General features: G+C 68.5%; 13 protein-coding genes, 1 tRNA gene and 2 pseudogenes. 8 read left to right on the forward strand and 8 right to left on the reverse strand.

The genetic code is table 11. The features are described from left to right. The first annotated feature begins 28 nt into the window (after nt 1–28). A complete protein-coding gene (locus tag VHD82_RS06100; RefSeq protein ID WP_325697874.1) occupies nt 29–1,219 on the forward strand; it encodes an aminotransferase class V-fold PLP-dependent enzyme in 1,191 nt (396 codons plus the stop codon). Here the strand turns inward: VHD82_RS06100 and VHD82_RS06105 are convergent. After that, nucleotides 1,159–2,115, reverse strand: a pseudogene (locus VHD82_RS06105) (glycoside hydrolase family 3 C-terminal domain-containing protein); the annotation flags it as partial. The gene VHD82_RS06100 and the pseudogene VHD82_RS06105 overlap by 61 nt on opposite strands. 117 nt (nt 2,116–2,232) lie before the next feature. Between VHD82_RS06105 and VHD82_RS06110 the strand changes: the two are divergent. The 3 genes and pseudogenes from VHD82_RS06110 to VHD82_RS06120 all read left to right on the forward strand — a co-directional run bounded on the left by VHD82_RS06110 (nt 2,233) and on the right by VHD82_RS06120 (nt 4,280). Beyond that, nucleotides 2,233–2,529, forward strand: coding sequence for a hypothetical protein (locus VHD82_RS06110; RefSeq protein ID WP_325698014.1), 297 nt, complete (start codon nt 2,233–2,235; stop codon nt 2,527–2,529). Then, complete coding sequence (locus VHD82_RS06115) at nt 2,529–3,461, forward strand: sugar ABC transporter permease (protein ID WP_325698010.1); 933 nt, start codon at nt 2,529–2,531, stop codon at nt 3,459–3,461. Before VHD82_RS06110 ends, VHD82_RS06115 begins: the two co-directional genes overlap by 1 nt. Continuing rightward, nucleotides 3,461–4,280, forward strand: a pseudogene (locus tag VHD82_RS06120) (carbohydrate ABC transporter permease). The gene VHD82_RS06115 and the pseudogene VHD82_RS06120 overlap by 1 nt, the downstream one beginning before the upstream one ends. Nucleotides 4,281–4,283: 3 nt before the next feature. On the opposite strand, the gene VHD82_RS06125 reads toward VHD82_RS06120, so the two are convergent. From VHD82_RS06125 to VHD82_RS06140, 4 genes are all read right to left on the reverse strand, one after another. Next, nucleotides 4,284–5,171 (reverse strand): PfkB family carbohydrate kinase, encoded by an 888-nt coding sequence (locus VHD82_RS06125; RefSeq protein ID WP_325697876.1) that lies wholly within the window; start codon nt 5,169–5,171, stop codon nt 4,284–4,286. 506 nt (nt 5,172–5,677) lie between these two features. Continuing rightward, nucleotides 5,678–5,749, reverse strand: a tRNA-Val gene (locus VHD82_RS06130). A gap of 43 nt (nt 5,750–5,792) precedes the next feature. Continuing rightward, entirely contained in the window at nt 5,793–6,257 is a 465-nt protein-coding gene (locus VHD82_RS06135; protein WP_325697878.1) for a peroxiredoxin, read from the reverse strand. A gap of 61 nt (nt 6,258–6,318) precedes the next feature. Next, the gene (locus VHD82_RS06140; RefSeq protein ID WP_325697880.1) at nt 6,319–6,747 is read right to left on the reverse strand and encodes a DUF3052 domain-containing protein; all 429 of its coding nucleotides are present in this window, start codon (nt 6,745–6,747) and stop codon (nt 6,319–6,321) included. A 375-nt stretch (nt 6,748–7,122) separates the two neighbouring features. Between VHD82_RS06140 and aceE the strand changes: the two genes are divergently transcribed. Both aceE and VHD82_RS06150 read left to right on the forward strand, forming a co-directional pair. Further along, nucleotides 7,123–9,930 (forward strand): pyruvate dehydrogenase (acetyl-transferring), homodimeric type, encoded by a 2,808-nt coding sequence (gene aceE, locus VHD82_RS06145; RefSeq protein ID WP_325697881.1) that lies wholly within the window; start codon nt 7,123–7,125, stop codon nt 9,928–9,930. A gap of 57 nt (nt 9,931–9,987) precedes the next feature. Continuing rightward, on the forward strand, nt 9,988–11,199 hold the full coding sequence (locus VHD82_RS06150) for an alpha-hydroxy acid oxidase (RefSeq protein ID WP_325697882.1): 1,212 nt from the start codon (nt 9,988–9,990) through the stop codon (nt 11,197–11,199). A 3-nt stretch (nt 11,200–11,202) separates the two neighbouring features. On the opposite strand, the gene VHD82_RS06155 is transcribed toward VHD82_RS06150, so the two are convergent. Continuing rightward, a complete protein-coding gene (locus VHD82_RS06155; RefSeq protein WP_325697884.1) occupies nt 11,203–11,757 on the reverse strand; it encodes a restriction endonuclease in 555 nt (184 codons plus the stop codon). 315 nt (nt 11,758–12,072) lie between these two features. Beyond that, nucleotides 12,073–12,804, reverse strand: coding sequence for a hypothetical protein (locus VHD82_RS06160; RefSeq protein WP_325697886.1), 732 nt, complete (start codon nt 12,802–12,804; stop codon nt 12,073–12,075). 357 nt (nt 12,805–13,161) lie between these two features. Between VHD82_RS06160 and VHD82_RS06165 the strand changes: the two genes are divergently transcribed. Continuing rightward, on the forward strand, nt 13,162–14,775 hold the full coding sequence (locus tag VHD82_RS06165) for an L-lactate permease (RefSeq protein ID WP_325697888.1): 1,614 nt from the start codon (nt 13,162–13,164) through the stop codon (nt 14,773–14,775). Here the strand turns inward: VHD82_RS06165 and VHD82_RS06170 are convergent. Then, the gene (locus VHD82_RS06170; protein WP_325697889.1) at nt 14,756–15,388 is read right to left on the reverse strand and encodes a nicotinamide mononucleotide transporter family protein; all 633 of its coding nucleotides are present in this window, start codon (nt 15,386–15,388) and stop codon (nt 14,756–14,758) included. The two genes, VHD82_RS06165 and VHD82_RS06170, sit on opposite strands and share 20 nt — an antisense overlap. A 732-nt stretch (nt 15,389–16,120) precedes the next feature. Here VHD82_RS06170 and VHD82_RS06175 point away from each other — a divergent pair. Then, complete coding sequence (locus VHD82_RS06175) at nt 16,121–17,317, forward strand: PucR family transcriptional regulator (protein ID WP_325697890.1); 1,197 nt, start codon at nt 16,121–16,123, stop codon at nt 17,315–17,317. Nucleotides 17,318–17,446: the final 129 nt, after the last annotated feature.

A 17,446-nucleotide genomic window follows, 5' to 3' on the forward strand; every position in this document is an offset into this window, starting at 1 on the left:
GTAGGTGATCTTCTCTACTGTCGGGACCATGCGAGCCGAAGATGTGCGCCTGCTGCGGGACGACACCCCGGGCTGTGCCGAGGTCATCCACTTCAACAACGCCGGTTCGGCGCTGCCGCCCACCGTGGTGGTCGACACCGTGATCGCCTACCTCCGCCACGAAGCGGTGACCGGCGGGTACGAAGCGGCCGCCGCGGCCAGTGACCGGATCGACGGCGTCTACGCGTCGCTCGCCAGGTTGTTCAACGCGAACAGCGAAGACATCGCGCTGACCGACAACGCGACGCGGTCGTGGCAGGCGATCTTCTACGCGCTCGAGTTCAAGCCGGGCGACAAGATCCTCACCTGCCGCGCCGAGTACGCGAGCAACGCCATCGCGTACCTGCAGTCCGGGGCCGAGATCGTGGTGGTGGACGACGACGAGTCCGGCCAGCTGGACGTGGCGGACCTGCAGCGGCGGATCGACTCGCGGGTCAAGCTCATCTCGATCAGCCACGTGCCCACCCAGGGCGGCCTGGTCAACCCGGCGGAGGAGGTCGGCGCCGTAGCCGAGCAGGCGGGGATCCCGTTCCTGCTCGACGCGTGCCAGTCCGCCGGGCAGCTGGATCTGGACGTCACGCGCCTGAAGTGCGACGCGCTCACCGGCACCGGCCGCAAGTACCTGCGTGGCCCGCGCGGCACCGGCTTCCTGTATGTGCACCCGCGCCTGCGGGAGCGGCTCGAACCGGCCATGCTCGACCTGCATTCGGCGTCGTGGACAGCGCCGGACAGGTACGAGGTGGTCGACTCGGCGAAGCGGTTCGAGGTCTGGGAGCGCAGCTTCGCGCTGACGCTCGGGCTCGGCTCGGCCGTGGACTACGCGTTGGAGGTGGGCCTGCCCGCGATCGAGGCGCGTGTCACCGAGCTCGCGGCCAAGCTCAGGTCGAGCCTGTCCGAACTGCCCGGCGTCACGGTGCACGACGTCGGCCGCCGCAAATGCGGGATCGTCACGTTCTCCCTCGCGGACCTCCCGGCGCCGGAGGTCAAGGAGCTGCTCGCGCGAGCGAAGATCAACACCTCGGTGGCCTCCCGCGGCTCGGCGCAGTACGACTTCACCGGCCGCGGCCTGCCCGAACTCGTGCGCGCCTCGGTGCACTACTACAACACCGAGGACGAGATTCAGTCGCTGGCCGGGGAAATCGAGCGGATCTCCACCGGGGTGTCCAGCACGCGGTCGTGACCCAGCCGCCGCACCGGCCCGGTCAGCTCGAACGAGCCCGAGCACGGCAGGTCCGCCGAAGACGGGCCGGCGAACACCTCCACCGTGCCGGGTTCGACGATGCGCGTGAGGTCGAGCCCGGTGAAACCGGTGCGGTCGGCGTGCACGGTGAAGGTCACGCGGGCCGCCTCCCCGGGTGAAAGCGCGACGCGGGTGAACCCGGCCAGCTCCAGCACCGACCGGGTCACCTGCGCGGCGACGTCGTGCAGGTACAGCTGGACGGTCTCCTCCCCGGCCCGGTCGCCGGTGTCGCGGACGGTGACCGCGGCGGTCAGCTGCCCGTCGGTCGGGATTTCGCTGGCGCTCAAGGAAAAGTCGCTGTACTCGTAGGACGTGTAGGCGAGCCCGTGGCCGAAGGGGAACAGCGGCGACGGGTCCAGATTGCTGATCCCCGCGCTGTTGCCGCCCAGCGGCGCGTGCAGGTACGTCCCGGGCGAACCACCGACCGAGCACGGCACCTGCACCGGCAGCCTGCCCGACGGGTTGACCCGCCCGGACAGCACCCCGGCCAGCGCGCCGCCGCCCTCCTCCCCCGGCATGAACGCTTGCACCAGCGCGGCGGCGGGATGCTCGCCCAGCGCATACGGGCGGCCGGAGACCACCACGATCACCAGCCGCGTCCCCGTGGCACGCAGTGCCACGAGCAGTTCGTCCTGCACTCCGGGCAGGCTCAGGTCCGCCGCGTCACAGCCCTCACCGGAGGTGCCCTCGCCGAACATGCCGGCGCGGTCGCCCACCACCGCTATACACACCTCGGATTCCTCCGCTGCCGCAACGGCTTCCGTGAAACCCGAGCGGTCGTCCTCACGAATCGGGCAGCCCTGGCGGACCGTCAACGAAGCCTCGGGAAGCTCGGCTACGTCCCGTTCCCCACGGTCACCGGCGGCAAGGGTGACGCGGCGGACATCGTCGGCAACCCGGCGAACTACTGGTCGGTCTCGGCCACCGCGAGCGACTCCGAGAAGCAGGCGGCGGTGAAGTACCTGCGGGGGAACGTGATGAGCGATTCCTATGTGGACAGTCTGCTGGCGAACGGCTCGGTGCCACCGGTCAACGGGATCGAGACGAAACTGGCCAAGGCGCAGGACCCGGCCTATCTGTCCTATGTGTACAACATGGCTCAGAACGCACCGAACTTCCAGCTCTCCTGGGACCAGGCGCTCTCGCCGGGACAGGCCGACACGCTGCTCGACAACCTGGACCAGCTGTTCCTCAAGCAGGTCACGCCACAACAGTTCTCGGCCAACATGAACGACACGATCGGTAAATGATGGAAGCGCAGGCGATCGCCGTCGACCCGCGGGTGGCCACCGAGCCCGCGCCCGGGCCGGCGCGGTACCGCAGCGGCCCGCATCCGCTCATGGCGATTCCCGCGCTGGCGTTCTTCGGCGTCTTCGCCCTGCTGCCGCTCGGCGGGGTGGTGGTGCTGAGCCTGATGAAATGGGACGGCATCGGGGACCCGGCGTGGACCGGGTTCGGCAACTGGGCGGCCGCGCTGGCCGACCCGGCGACCTGGCACGCGGTGTGGCTCAGCGTGCAGGTGATGGTGTTCAGCTGCCTGTTCCAGACCCCGGTTTCCCTGCTGCTCGGCGTGTTCGTCGCCGGGCGCGGGAGGTACCGGGCGATGCTGGGCGTGCTGTACTTCCTGCCGATGCTGCTGTCCTCGGCGGCGATCGCGATCGCGTTCAAGGCCCTGCTCGACCCGAACTTCGGGATGAGCAGGGCGTTCGACTGGAGCGCGCTGGGCCAGGACTGGCTCGGTGACCCGGCGCTGGCGCTGTACGTGGTGATCTTCGTGATCGCCTGGCAGTTCGTGCCGTTCCACACGCTGCTGTACCAGGCCGGGGTACGGCAGATCCCGAAGCAGCTCTACGAAGCGGCCCAGCTCGACGGCGCCGGGCGGGTGCGGCAGTTCTTCCACATCACCCTGCCGCAGCTGCGCTACACGATCCTGACGTCGTGCACGCTGATGCTGGTCGGTTCGCTGACCTACTTCGACCTCGTGTTCGTGCTCACCGGCGGCGGGCCGGGCAACGCCACCCGGTTCCTGCCGCTGGACATGTACCTCAACGGTTTCTCCAACAACGACATGGGCCGGGCGACCACGCTCGCGGTGCTGCTGGTGGTCGCGGGGCTCGCGCTTTCGCTCGGCCTGTCCCGGCTCACGTCGTTCCAGCGAGGCAGTCAGCTGGAGGGGGCCTGATGTCGCGTACTCGTCCCAACCTGCCCGGTGGGATCGCCAGTTTCAGCTGGCTCGCCGTGGTGATCGTGCCGGTGTACTACATCGTCGTGACGAGCCTGCGCGGCCAGCAGGGGTTCTACGACGCCAACCCGCTCGCCCCGCCGTCGAACCCGACGCTGGACAACTACGCGCTGGTGCTGCGGAACGACTTCCTGCGGTACTTCCTCAACAGCATGGTCGTCACGCTCGGGACGGTGGCCATCACCGTCGCCGTGTCGCTGATGGCCGCCTACTACGTGGTGCGCTCGCGCACGACGTTCTCCGGCTTCACGTACAAGGCGTTCCTGCTCGGACTCGCGATTCCCTTGCAGGCCACCATCATCCCGATCTACTACCTGATCACCCGGGTGCCTGTACGACACCCTGCTCGCGATGATCCTGCCGTCGGTGGCGTTCGCGATCCCGCTGTCGGTGGTGATCCTCGCGAACTTCCTGCGCGACGTGCCGAACGAGCTGTTCGAGTCGATGCGGGTGGACGGGGCCGGGCACTGGCGGATGCTGATCAGCCTGGTGCTGCCGATGGTGCGGCCGGCGGTGATCACCGTCGCGGTGTACGACGGGCTCAACGTGTGGAACGGTTTCCTGTTCCCGCTGATCCTCACGCAAAGCTCGGACCAGCGGGTGCTGCCGATGGCGTTGTGGGCTTTCCAGGGGCAGTTCCGGGTGAACATCCCGGCGGTGCTGGCGGCTTTGGTGCTGTCCACGATCCCGGTGCTGGCGCTCTACATCCTGGGCCGGCGGCAGCTGGTGACCGGGCTGACCGCCGGGTTCGGGAAGTAGCGCTCAGTGCTGCGCGGCAAGGAAAGCGTCGACCTCTTCGGCGGCGGGCGCGGCGCCGTGGCGGGTGAGCGTGAGCGCAGCGACCGCGTTCGCCCGTGCCACGGACGCTTCCGGTGACTCGCCCGCGGCCAGCGCCGCCGCGAAGGCGCCGACGTGCACGTCACCGCTGCTGCCGAACGCCTTCACGGGGTAGCCGGGGATCCAGCGCACTTCCCCGTCCGCCGCGAGCACACAGCCTTCCGGGCCCATCCGCACGATCACCCCGCCGGTACGCGCGGCGAGCGCGGCCGCCGGCTCGGCTTCGCCGGTGAGCAGGATGCCTTCGGACTCGTTGCAGCTCCACCAGTCAGCGCGCGCCAGCACGGGATCGAGCACGTCCGCCGGAATGTCCGCGACGAGCGGGCCGGGGTCGACGATCACCGGAACGTCCACAGTGGACAGCCATTCGGCCAGCGCCGGGCCGTTGCGCGGCTGGACCAGGCACAGTCCGGAGACGTACACGAAATCGTCCGGCCGGAGAGCCAGCCGCGCCAGCTCGGCGGGCCCCAGCTCCCCCTCCGCGCCGACGGACGTGGCGAACGTGCGCTCGCCGTCGCTCTCCACCATCACGACGGTGAATCCGGTGTCCTCCCCCGGATACCGCGGCTGCAGCAGCTCGGCCCCGGCGCCCCGCAACGCCTCGCGTGCGAGGTCGGCCATCGGCCCGGTGCCGTGCATTCCGGCGTACGCGGCCGGAAGGCCTTGACGCACCGCGGTGGACAGCACCGTAAGCCCGCCGCCGACCGCTATCCGGCTGTCGGTGGCCAGCACGTCCCCGCCCGGCCCCGGCAACTCCGGCAGGCGCAGCAGGACGTCGACCACGACCTGTCCTACGTGCACCAGCCTGCTCATACGTCCAATGCAAGCAGACTCCGCACCGGTTGCGCCAACGCAAGCCGGGCCGTGACCGGCAACAGCTCGCCGGCGATTCCTTGCCACGGCCGGAAAACCAGCCGTGGCTCGCACCGGGGGGTCCCTCGTTCGGCCTATCCCCCGTAACGTCGCGCCGCGCTCCCGCGATTTTCTTCAGTTCACCCGTCGACGGAGGCAACAACCCATGTGTTCTTGCGCAAACACCGGTAAACCCAAATGCGTCTGGTGCAAAGCATCCGATTCCCTGGGCCGCCCGCCCCAACACCGCCGATAGCGCCGGCGGACAAGATCGGCGAGCGCTGTGCGCGAGCAGATCCCAGCCACTCGCGAGTGGGCGTAGTTGCGGCCCATCCACACCACGCGCTGGTCCACACCTCACGCACACAGCGCCCGCCCGCGCAAGAAGCTCACACCGCGGGAGGTGGGGGGCGCCCCCCACAACGAGACACGACACCGGGAACGCGGCCAACGGCCGCCGAACACGGTGGGCGCAGCAGGGTTCGAACCTGCGACCCCTTGCTTGTAAGGCAAGTGCTCTTCCGCTGAGCTATGCGCCCTCGACCGGTGGTGCCCACCGCGGGCACCACCGGTGGAGAAAAATCAGGCGGGCAGTTCCGCCACGGCCTTCTTCCACGACGACTGGTCGCGGGCCTCGCCGGGCTGGTTGACCTCGGCGTAGCGGACGACGCCTTCCTTGTCGATCAGGAAGGTGCCGCGGACCGCGAGTCCAGCGCCCTCGTTGAAGACCCCGTACTTCTGAGCGACCTCGCCGTGCGGCCAGAAGTCCGACAGCAGCGGGAACTGGTACCCCTGCTGCTCGGCCCACGCCTTGAGCGAGAACGGGGTGTCCACCGATACCCCGAGCACCTGCACGCCCTGACCGTCGTACTCGGCGAACTCGTCGCGCAGTTGGCAGAGCTCGCCGGTGCAGATCCCGCTGAAAGCGAACGGGTAGAACACCAGCAGCACCGGCTTGTCACCCCTGAAGGACGACAGCGTCACCGACTGCTTGTTGTAGTCGTTGAGCGTGAAGTCAGGGGCCTGCGAACCGACCTCGACCGCCATAAGTTGGCACCTCTCCCACGTCGCGCGTTACGTCTGCACACCAACCTTAGCGTGCGGGCGTTCAGCGCTTGGACTTCGACTTCGGGGGAACCAGTTTGGTACCCGCCCAGTTGGCCCCGACGCTGATGTTCGAGGTCTGCGCCAGCCCGACGGTGGGCACGGCCTCGGCGATCTCGCTCGGCTCGACGTGCCCCGGCTGTCCGGTCTTGGGAGTCAGCACCCAGATCACGCCGTTCTCGTCGAGCGGGGTGCGTGCGTCCATGATGGCGTCGACGAGGTCCCCGTCGTTCTCACGCCACCACAGCAGCACGACGTCGATGACCTCGTCGGTGTCCTCGTCGAGGAGATCGCCACCGATATGTTCCTCGATCGAGGCACGCAGGTCGTCGTCGACGTCCTCGTCCCAGCCGATCTCCTGAACCACCATGTCCGGCTTGATCCCAAGCCTCTCGGCGACGCTGCCCTTGTCAGCGTCTCCAGCGGCGACCACTGCTGTCACTCCTCCAACTGCTGATGCGTGACCGGCGGCTCCGGTCACTGGATACACGGATGGGGCTAGCGAACACGTCCGCGGGCCGTGGCGCAACCGTCCACACCGGATCTCTGCCAAGTCGTTTCGCAAGGGCAGGAGCCCGCGTACTCCTTCCGCGACCCGGTTTGCCCCCGTCCGGCGGAGGCTGGCCTAAGGTGGATGGTGCCTCGCGCGCGCGTGCGTCTGCAGTATGCGAATTCCGCTGTGAGGTGGGCAAACGTTACCGCAGAGTAGCGATGACGAGAGCCCGCGGAAAGACGACGATGACAGGCAGAGTACGCGCTGGAAGGCGTGTGCCCGGCTACCCGAAGCAACAACCGGCGAGGAGATCCCTTGGCCCCCCAGAACGACCAGGCCGCGAGCGGCGCCGGCACCCCGCAGGCGCCCGCGCGAGTCCGCGTCATCCGCGATGGATTGGCGGCGCACCTGCCCGACATCGACCCGGAGGAGACAGCCGAATGGCTGGATTCCTTCGACGAGGCGCTCGCCCGTGGCGGACGGCAACGGGCCCGCTACCTGATGTTGCGGATCCTGGAACGTGCCCGTGAGCGCAACGTCGGCGTGCCACCGCTGACAGCCACGGACTACGTGAACACCATTCCCACCGAGAACGAGCCGTGGTTCCCCGGCGACGAGGAGCTGGAGCGGCGCTACCGCGCCTACATCCGCTGGAACGCGGCGATCATGGTGCACCGGGCGCAGCGGCCCGGGGTGGGTGTCGGTGGCCACATCTCCACCTACGCCTCGTCGGCCGCGCTGTACGAGGTTGGCTTCAACCACTTCTTCCGCGGCAAGGACCACTCCGGCGGCGGTGACCAGGTCTTCTTCCAGGGCCACGCCTCCCCCGGCATGTACGCCCGCGCGTTCCTCGAGGGCCGGCTGTCGGAGCGGCAGCTGGACGGGTTCCGCCAGGAGTACTCGCACGCCGGTGAGGGCGGCGGCCTGCCGTCGTACCCGCACCCGCGGCTGATGCCGGAGTTCTGGGAGAACCCGACGGTGTCGATGGGCCTCGGCCCGATGAACGCCATCTACCAGGCCCGGTTCAACCGCTACCTGCGCGACCGCGGCCTGAAGGACACGAACGACCAGCACGTGTGGGCGTTCCTCGGCGACGGCGAGATGGACGAGCCGGAGTCCCGCGGGCTCATTCACGTCGCGGCAGGCGAGGGCCTGGACAACCTGACCTTCGTGATCAACTGCAACCTGCAGCGGCTCGACGGCCCGGTACGCGGCAACGGCAAGATCATCCAGGAGCTCGAGGCCTACTTCCGCGGCGCGGGCTGGAACGTGATCAAGGTCATCTGGGGCCGCGAGTGGGATGCGCTGCTGCACGCGGACCGCGACGGCGCGCTGGTCAACCTGATGAACGTCACCCCGGACGGCGACTACCAGACGTACAAGGCGAACGACGGCGCCTTCGTCCGTGAGCACTTCTTCGGCCGCGACCCGCGCACCAAGGAGCTGGTCAAGGATCTGACCGACGCCGACATCTGGAACCTCAAGCGCGGTGGCCACGACTACCGCAAGGTGTACGCGGCGTACAAGGCGGCGATGGAGCACCACGGCCAGCCGACGGTGATCCTGGCGCACACGATCAAGGGCTACGGCCTCGGCCCGGCGTTCGAGGGCCGCAACGCCACGCACCAGATGAAGAAGCTCACCCTCGACGACCTCAAGCTCTTCCGCGACTCGCAGCGGATCCCGATCAGCGACGCGCAGCTGGAGGAGAACCCGAAGCTGCCGCCGTACTACCACCCCGGCGCCAACTCGCCGGAGATCGAGTACATGATCGGCCGCCGCCGCGCGCTGGGCGGGTTCCTGCCCGAGCGCCGGGCGAACCGCGCGAAGCCGCTGGTGCTGCCGGGCGACAAGATCTACGACCTGGTCCGCAAGGGCTCGGGCAAGCAGGAGGTCGCCACCACGATGGCGTTCGTCCGGCTGGTCCGCGAACTGGCCAAGGACAAGGAGATCGGCTCGCGGATCGTGCCGATCATCCCGGACGAGGCGCGCACCTTCGGGCTCGACTCGATGTTCCCGACGGCCAAGATCTACAACCCGCACGGCCAGACCTACACCTCGGTGGACGCCAACCTGATGCTGGCGTACAAGGAGTCCGAGCACGGGCAGCTGTTGCACGAGGGGATCAACGAGGCCGGTTCCACGGCGTCGTTCACGGCCGTCGGCACCTCGTACGCCACGCACGGCGAGCCGATGATCCCGATCTACATCTTCTACTCGATGTTCGGCTTCCAGCGCACCGGCGACGGCCTGTACGCGGCGGCGGACCAGATGGCGCGCGGGTTCGTGCTGGGCGCCACCGCGGGCCGCACCACGTTGACCGGTGAGGGGCTGCAGCACGCCGACGGGCATTCGCTGCTGCTGGCGGCCACCAACCCGGCCGTGGTGGCGTACGACCCGGCGTGGTCGTTCGAGATCGCGCACATCGTCAAGGACGGCCTGCGCCGGATGTACGGCGAGGGCGGCCCGGACGGCAACGGCGAGAACATCTTCTACTACGTCACGATCTACAACGAGCCGTACCAGCAGCCTGCCGAGCCGGCGAACCTCGACGTGGACGGGCTGCTCAAGGGCCTGTACCGGTACGCCGAGGCGCCTGCCGGCGGTGGCCCGGAGGCACGGATCCTGGTCTCCGGCGTGACGATGCCGGACGCGCTGAAAGCGCAGAAGCTGCTCGCCGAGGACTGGGGCGTGCGTGCGTCGGTCTGGTCGGCGACGTCGTGGGGCGAGCTCCGTCGCGAGGCCGTCGAGGTGGACAGGCAGAACCTGCTGAACCCGGAGAGCGACCCGCGCGTCCCGTACGTGACGCAGGCGCTCAAGGGCGAGTCCGGTCCGGTCGTGGCGGTGTCGGATTGGATGCGCGCGGTGCCGGACATGATCCGCCCGTGGGTGCCCGCCGACATGGTCACCCTGGGCACCGACGGGTTCGGTTTCTCCGACACCCGGCCGGCGGCGCGGCGGCATTTCCTGGTGGACGCGGAGTCGATCACCGTAGCCACGCTGACGGCGCTCGCCCGGCGCGGCGAGGTCGAGCAGGCGAAGGTCGTGGAGGCGACGAAGAAGTACCGCATCCACGACGTGTCGGCGGCGGGCCCGCAGCTATCGGACTCCGGCAGCGCCTGATCCGGCGTGCCCCGGCGGCCGATTGCCGCCGGGGCATCCGCACGGCACAGTGAAACGATGACGAAGCGGCGGTTACCGAAGCCCGGCGAGCTGAAACAGATCCTGCGGCCGAAGCCCGTTCAGCTGAATCCCACCGAGCGCAGGCTCGGCAGCGCACACACGATTTCCGACCTCCGCGCGGTGGCCCGGCGGCGCACGCCGAGGGCCGTGTTCGACTACACCGACGGTGCGGCGGAGCTGGAGGACAGCCTGCGCCGCGCGCGGCAGGCGTTCCGCAACGTCGAGTTCCATCCGAACGTGCTGCGAGGAGTGGCCGACGTCGACACAAGCGTGACGATCCTCGGCAACCGGTCGGAGCTGCCTTTCGCTTTCGCACCAACGGGTTTCACCCGCATGATGCATCACGAGGGCGAGCTGGCCGTTGCCCGCGTCGCGCAGCGGGAGCGCATCCCGTACGCGCTGTCCACGATGGGCACCACGTCGATCGAGGCCGTGGCCAAGGCCGCGCCGGATGCCCGAAAATGGTTCCAGCTCTACGTATGGCGCGATCACGGCGCCGGCCGTGAACTGATGGACCGGGCGTGGGAATCGGGTTACGACACGTTGCTGCTGACAGTGGATACCCCCGTCGGCGGGGCGCGGATGCGGGACGTGCGCAACGGCCTGACCATCCCACCGACGCTCACCCTCCGCACTTTCCTCGACGGAGCAACACATCCGGCCTGGTGGGTGAACCTGCTGACCACCGAGCCGCTGAGTTTCGCTTCGCTGGACTCGTGGGATGGCACGGTCGCGGAGCTGATCAACAGCTTGTTCGACCCGACGCTGAGCTACGACGACCTGGCCTGGGTGCGCGAGAGCTGGCCGGGAAAGCTTGTGGTGAAAGGCATCCAGAACGCCGACGACGCGCGCGACGTCGTGAAGGCCGGTGCCGAAGCGGTGATCCTGTCCAACCACGGCGGCCGCCAGCTCGACCGTGCGCCGACGCCGCTGGAGCTGCTGCGCCCGACCCTGGACGCCGTCGGCGGCAGCGCCGAGGTCTGGCTGGACACCGGAATCCTCTCGGGCGGGGACATCGTCGCCGCGCTCGCGCAGGGCGCCACCACCTGCCTGATCGGCCGCGCGTACCTCTACGGCCTGATGGCCGGCGGCGAACGCGGCGTCCAGCGGTGCGTGGAAATCCTGCGCACGGAGATCATCCGCACCATGCAACTCCTCGGCGTGCGCACGATTTCCGCCTTGCAGCCCAGCCACGCGACACTGCGCTGAGCATCAGCGCGAGCCCTTGCGCTCCCCGGTGATGACGTCCAGATTCAAGTATCGAGCCAGGAGGTGCTTGAGCTCCGGCCCCTCGATCAACTGAATACGGCCGTGCCGGAGTGCGAAATCATGAGTCGACTTGCCGAACCAGGACGTCGTCACGAGGATGCCGCGACTGGCCCTCTTGTCCTCCATCGACCCGGCCAATGCTCTCGCAGCCTCCGGCGGAATGATGCCCCGGTAGCGCTTGGCCTGGACGACACAGACCCCGCCGAGCACGGGGTCTTCGTTCACTGCCACGGCATCGATCCCGTCATCCCGCGAAGCTTGTGTCACCCATGACTTCAGGCCGATCGCCTCGAACAGCTGTTTCACCAGGACTTCGAACTCGAACGGCTTCATCTCCACCAGCACCGGACGCGCGTCCAGCCCTGCCACCACGTCCGCGGCGTCCACCAGCCGGTATTTCGACAGATCGGGGTCGAAAATCGGCCGGACGGCCTCCAGATCCCACGGATGCGGTGATACCAGCGCGTTTGAAATATCGCAGGCACTCGGCCGGATCAAGTTCGGTGAGCACGAGGTCCTGGAACTGGGCGCGGGTGGCCGAGACGCTGACCAGGCAAGGCCGTTCGGGCTGTCCGGTGGCTTTGTTCCGGGTCGATACGTGCGCGTTGACCGCGACCTCGTCCACCAGCTCGGCCGGACGGACCTCGAACACGTCACGCATGGTGCGCAAAACGAGCTGGGCGACCAGGCCTGCATAGCGCTGCCGGATCTCCTTGACCGGCCTCGGCTTCGCCGTGATCTCGTCCTTCGATTTGATGTAAGCGAATTCCCGCGACTCCGGAATGATTTCCACGCCCGGCAATTCACGCACGATCAGCAGCTTGCGAGCATCGGGCTGGTAGCCACATCGACGTCGATCGGTATCGCCGACGGCAAGGGAGACGCCTCGGTCAGCAATTCGTAGTAGTCCTCGACCGCCTCGGGCGTTCGTGCCAGGACTCGCCGTTCGAGATCGTCCACCTGGGCGTTGTTCCGCTGGGCTTGCTGCTGCTTCGACTGTTCCGACTGAGTGTGGCGACGTTCGGTCTGCGCGAGCGCCGCCAGTCGTCGTTGCTCACGCCCCTGGTACTGCGCCGACTCGTAATCGAAACGGGCACGAGCGTCCTGCACGGCACGCTCGTGCCCGGCCTTGAACATCCGCGCGAGGCCGCTTGGGGGCGGTGGGGCATAACGCTCCCACTGTGGCGCTGGCTCTGGCGTGGCCAGTTTCAGCGGTGCCTGAAACGGCGTGGACCGGTAAGTCACCCGTAGCTGCGCGAAGGAGAACACGCCCCGATGACGCAACCCATCGGTGAGCACCGTCGCGAGTTCGGCCGCACGTGCTTCGACTGCCTCCGTCATGTTCGCCGCGTCCGCTTGTTGCTCCTTGGCCCGCTGTTCAGGGAGTTCCCGGACTGCCTGGGCCTGCGCCCGCTGCTGGGCTCGTTGCGCTCGCTCACGCTCGCGCACCGCTTTGGCCTCTTCCCTGAGCTGCCGTTGTCGCTCTTGTTCCTGCAGCCTGCGCTGGTGCTCGAGTTCCGCGAAAAACCCTCGTCGGCGTCCCATGACGTCCTCACCCCAAGAAATCTCGGTGACGCTACCTGCACGTGCAGTGAATCGACTCGTGACATTAGTTCAGCAAATGGCTTGCCGAAATGGGCCGAACCGGCGATTCAGGCGCTTCTCGTTTGTTCGCCGACGCGGAATGAGCCGGGCTTTTCGCCCCTATCGGCCGGGAGTGATGCCCGCGAAGCGGGTGATCGTCAGGGCGCCGCAGCCCAGCCACGCGACACTGCGCTGAACGGGTTGTCCCGCGGCCCGTATCAACCACCGGAACGACTCGCTTGACGTCGGCCGGGACGCTGCTGATGATCTCGGCAGCCTGCCGGAAAACGGCTTCCGCATGGTGGAATCGAGGTCGGCATGTTCGTGCAGGAACTCGCCCCGCTGGCCGGGTCACTCGGCCTTTCCGCACTGGTCGCGGTCCTCCCGCTGGCCGCGGTCCTGGTACTTCTCGGCGTCGTCCGGATGAAGGCCCACCACGCCGCGCTGATCGGGCTGCTGGTGGCATTGATCGTCGCCGTCGCGGTCTACGACATGCCCGTGGTGCAGGCGATCTCCAGCGGATTGCAAGGCGCCGCGTTCGGCCTGTTCCCCATTATGTGGATCGTCGTCAACGCACTCTGGATCTACCGGATCACCGTGCGCACCGGGCATTTCGACGTGCTGCGCCGCTCCTTCGGCCGCGTCTCGGACGATCCGCGCATCCAGGGCCTACTGATCGCGTTCTGCTTCGGCGCGCTGATGGAGGCACTGGCCGGGTTCGGCGCCCCGGTCGCGATCAGCTCGGTCATGCTCGTCGCCCTCGGCTTCACCCCGGTGCGCGCGGCGGTACTGGCCCTGGTCGCGAACACCGCGCCGGTCGCGTTCGGCGCGATGGGCACCCCGGTGGTCACGCTCGCGCAGGTCACCGGCATCCCGCTGGACACCGTGTCCTCGATCGTCGGCCGACAGACCCCGCTGCTCGCCCTGTTCGTGCCCCTGCTGCTGGTGATCATCATCGACGGGAAGCGCGGACTGCGGGAGACCTGGGTGCCCGCGCTGGTGTGCGGGATCGCGTTCGGTGCCGTGCAGTTCGCCGCCTCGAACTTCGTCTCGCCCCAGCTCGCCGACATCGGCTCCGCACTCGCCGGCGCCGCCGCGCTCGTCGCATTGCCCGCCACGCGCAAACCCGCGCGCGCAGAGGTACGGGCCGCAGTGCTCACCGGCACCGCGACCGAAACGCTCGACCGGCCCGAGGACCGCGGCGAAATCTTCCGCGCCTACCTGCCGTACCTGCTGATCATCGTGGTCTTCTCGATCGGCCAGATCGGCCCGGTGAAGAAACTGCTGGATTCGGTCACCTGGAAATTCCACTGGCCAGGCCTGCACGTGGCCGCGCCGAACGGAAAACCCGTATCCGGCAACACGTTCTCGCTGCCGTTCCTCAACACCGGCGGCACACTCGTGCTCATCGCCGGCATCCTCACCGTGCTCGCCCTGCGGGTTTCCGCCCGGAACTCGGTGCACGAATACGGCGCGACCATCCGCGAACTGCGCTTCGCCATCCTCACCGTGACCGGCGTGCTGGCGCTGGCCTACGTGATGAACCTGTCCGGCCAGACCACGACGATCGGCTACTTCATCGCCGGCGCGGGTGCCGGGCTGGCGTTCCTGTCCCCGGTGCTCGGTTGGTTCGGCGTCGCGGTCTCGGGCTCTGACACCTCCGCCAACGCGCTGTTCGGCGCGCTGCAGGTGACCGCCGCGCACCAGGCCGGACTGTCGCCGGAACTGCTGGCTTCGGCGAACAGTTCGGGCGGTGTGCTCGGGAAAATGATCTCCCCGCAGAACCTCTCCATCGCCTGCGCCGCCGCGATGCTGCCCGGCGAGGAGGGCACGTTGTTGCGCCGGGTGCTGCCGTGGAGCGTGGGACTGTTGTTGGTGATGTGCCTGATCGTCGTGGGCCAGAGCACCGTGCTCAGCTGGATGTTGCCGTGACCCGCTCCCGCACCCGGCGCGCCGAGGTGTTCCAGCTCCACCAGCCCTGGATCACCAGCGCGGCGAACACCACGTAGATCGCGGCCGAGAAGTACAACCCGGAAGCGATCTGCAACGGCACCCCGATCGCGTCCACCACCAGCCACACCAGCCAGAACTCCACCAGCCCCAAGCCCTGCGCGGCGAACGCCACCAGCGTGCCGATGAAAATCGCGGCATCCGGCCACGGCGCCCACGACGCGTGCAAAGCGTCCAGCACCAGCGCCATCACCACCGTGCCAACGGCGAACGCCACAGCCATCACCAGCCGCTCCGCGGCCCGGCCCCGGCGCACCACCACGCCGTACACCGGATCCTTCCGGCGCGACCACGCCCACCAGCCGTAAACCGAAATCAGCAGAATCGCGACCTGCCGCGACGCCAGCCCGCCCAAATGAGCGGACGCGTAGACGGTGAACAGCAACACAGTCGCGCCCACCTGCACCGGCCACGTCCACAACGTGCGCCGCTGCGCGAGAAACACCACCGCCAGCGCGCACAACTGCCCGACCAGCTCCGCAACCGAGATCCATTGCCCGAAAACGGTCAGCCCGTGCTGCAACAAGAACTCCACACACCCGCCAACCCGCGAACCGGCCCGCAGATTCCCCACCCTCGGTAATCCCACTACACGATTGGGCGAGACAACTGGCGTCAGGGTATTTCCAAGGTCCATAGTGGACCTACCGGTGGGGACCGGGGAGATGAGGCCGCCCGGCATTGCGAGAACCGCAAAGCCGGGCGGCCTCGCATATGCCCTGTTCTGCGCTTTGCGCATCCCTGGGGCGAGGCCTTGATAATTTTGGGGGGCCGAGCCCCCAAGCCCCCCGCGGTGCGAGCTTCTTTTGATCCAGCGTGGTTGCGTGACGGGTGACCAGCATGGGTGTGCGCTACGCGCAGAGCGCGTGCGCGGACGAAGCGGGAGCGGAGCGCGGGCACGGGCGGGCGGAGCGCGTAGTGGGCGGAGCGCGGGCGGAGCGGGCGGGCGGCGTTTTGAGCGCCTGCAAAACTTAGTTGGGGGTCATCCCGTCGCCTGCGACCTCGAAATCACTTTGGCCCGGGCCCGCAACCTGCCTCGGGTACGGCGGCCGACGACGCGAGATTGCGGGCCCGGGCCAAAGTGATACTCCCGGGAGTAGGCGACGGGATGACGCCCGACGGGACCACTCGCGCAAGGTGAGCGGTACGGCGAAACCCCTGGTCATCCCGGAGCCAGCCCGTCCGGCGAGGACATCGTTCGATCTTTGAAGGTGCGGGCCGCATCCATGACCTCACGGTCCGGGAGCCGACGTACGATCGGCCAATCATGACGGACACGGGCGTGCGGGGTGCGGCGAAGCACCATGGGTTGTCGGCGAAGACGCTGCGGCGGCTGGAGCGGGCGTCCGGGCGGCTGGCCTCGGCCAGCGTGACCGCGATGGAACAGCGCCTGCCCTGGTTCGGCAGGCTGCCGGCAGACCAGCGCGCCAGCATCCTGATGATCACCCAGACCGGCGCGGCCGGCTTCGTGGACTGGCTGCGCGACTCCCAGGAAGCACTCCGCCTCACCACCGAAGCCTTCCGCAGCGCCCCACAGGAACTGTCCCGCTGGGTCGGACTCCGGCAAGCCGTCGGGCTCGTCCGGATGGCCATCGAGGTCTTCGAGGAACAACTCCCCGAGTTCGCCGCCAACGAAGCCGAACAGGCCGCCCTCATCGAGGGAATCCTCCGCTACGGCAGGGAAATCGCGTTCGCCACGGCGAACTCCTACGCGGCCGCCGCCGAAGCACGCGGCGCTTGGGACGCCCGGCTCGAAGCGCTCGTCGTCGACGGCATCGTCCGTGGTGACGCCGAGGAAGCCGTGCTCTCCCGCGCGGCGGCGCTCGGGTGGGAGCCGGCCGCGACGGCCACCGTGCTCGTCGGCAGCCCCTCCTCCGACGACCCGCCGACAGTCGTGTTCGAGGTCCGGCGCCTCGCCGCCCGCGTCGGCAAACCGGTACTGCTGAGCGTGCAGGGATCGCGGCTGATCATCGTGGCGGGTGGCGCGTCCGAGCAGCCGGTGCTGGACAAGCTCGCCGTCGCCTTCGGCGAAGGGCCGGTGGTCGCCGGGCCGACCGTGGCCAGCCTCGGCGACGCCCACCGCAGCTCGGCCGAAGCGCTGTCCGGCCTGCGCGCGGTCGTGGGCTGGCCGGCGGCGCCGCGGCCGGTCCGGTCCGTGGATCTGCTGCCCGAGCGCGCCCTGTCCGGCGACGCCGAAGCAGAACGCCTCCTGATCGACGAGATCGCGCACCCGCTCGAAGCCGCCGGGCCGACGGTGCTGCAGACCGTCGAGACGTACCTGGAATCGGGCGGCGTGCTGGAGACCTGCGCGAAAGCCCTGTTCGTGCACCCCAACACCGTTCGCTACCGGCTGCGCCGCGCCACCGAGCTCACCGGCCGCAACCCCACCGACCCCCGCGACGCACTGGTGCTCAGGGTCGCGCTGACGGTCGGCAGACTGGCCCGCGCACGTGGCCTCTGGTGACCAGTCTCACGTTCCGGACTGCCCAATCCTTACAACACCTTCCCGTTACGGAAGGTCATCCGGGCACCATCTTTGGAGGGTCCCCACAAATTCGCCGCGTGGACTTCGTGAGCGGCGGCATCCCGACCA

The organism is Amycolatopsis sp., from assembly GCF_035546795.1.
Taxonomy (GTDB): Bacteria; Actinomycetota; Actinomycetes; order Mycobacteriales; family Pseudonocardiaceae; genus Amycolatopsis_E.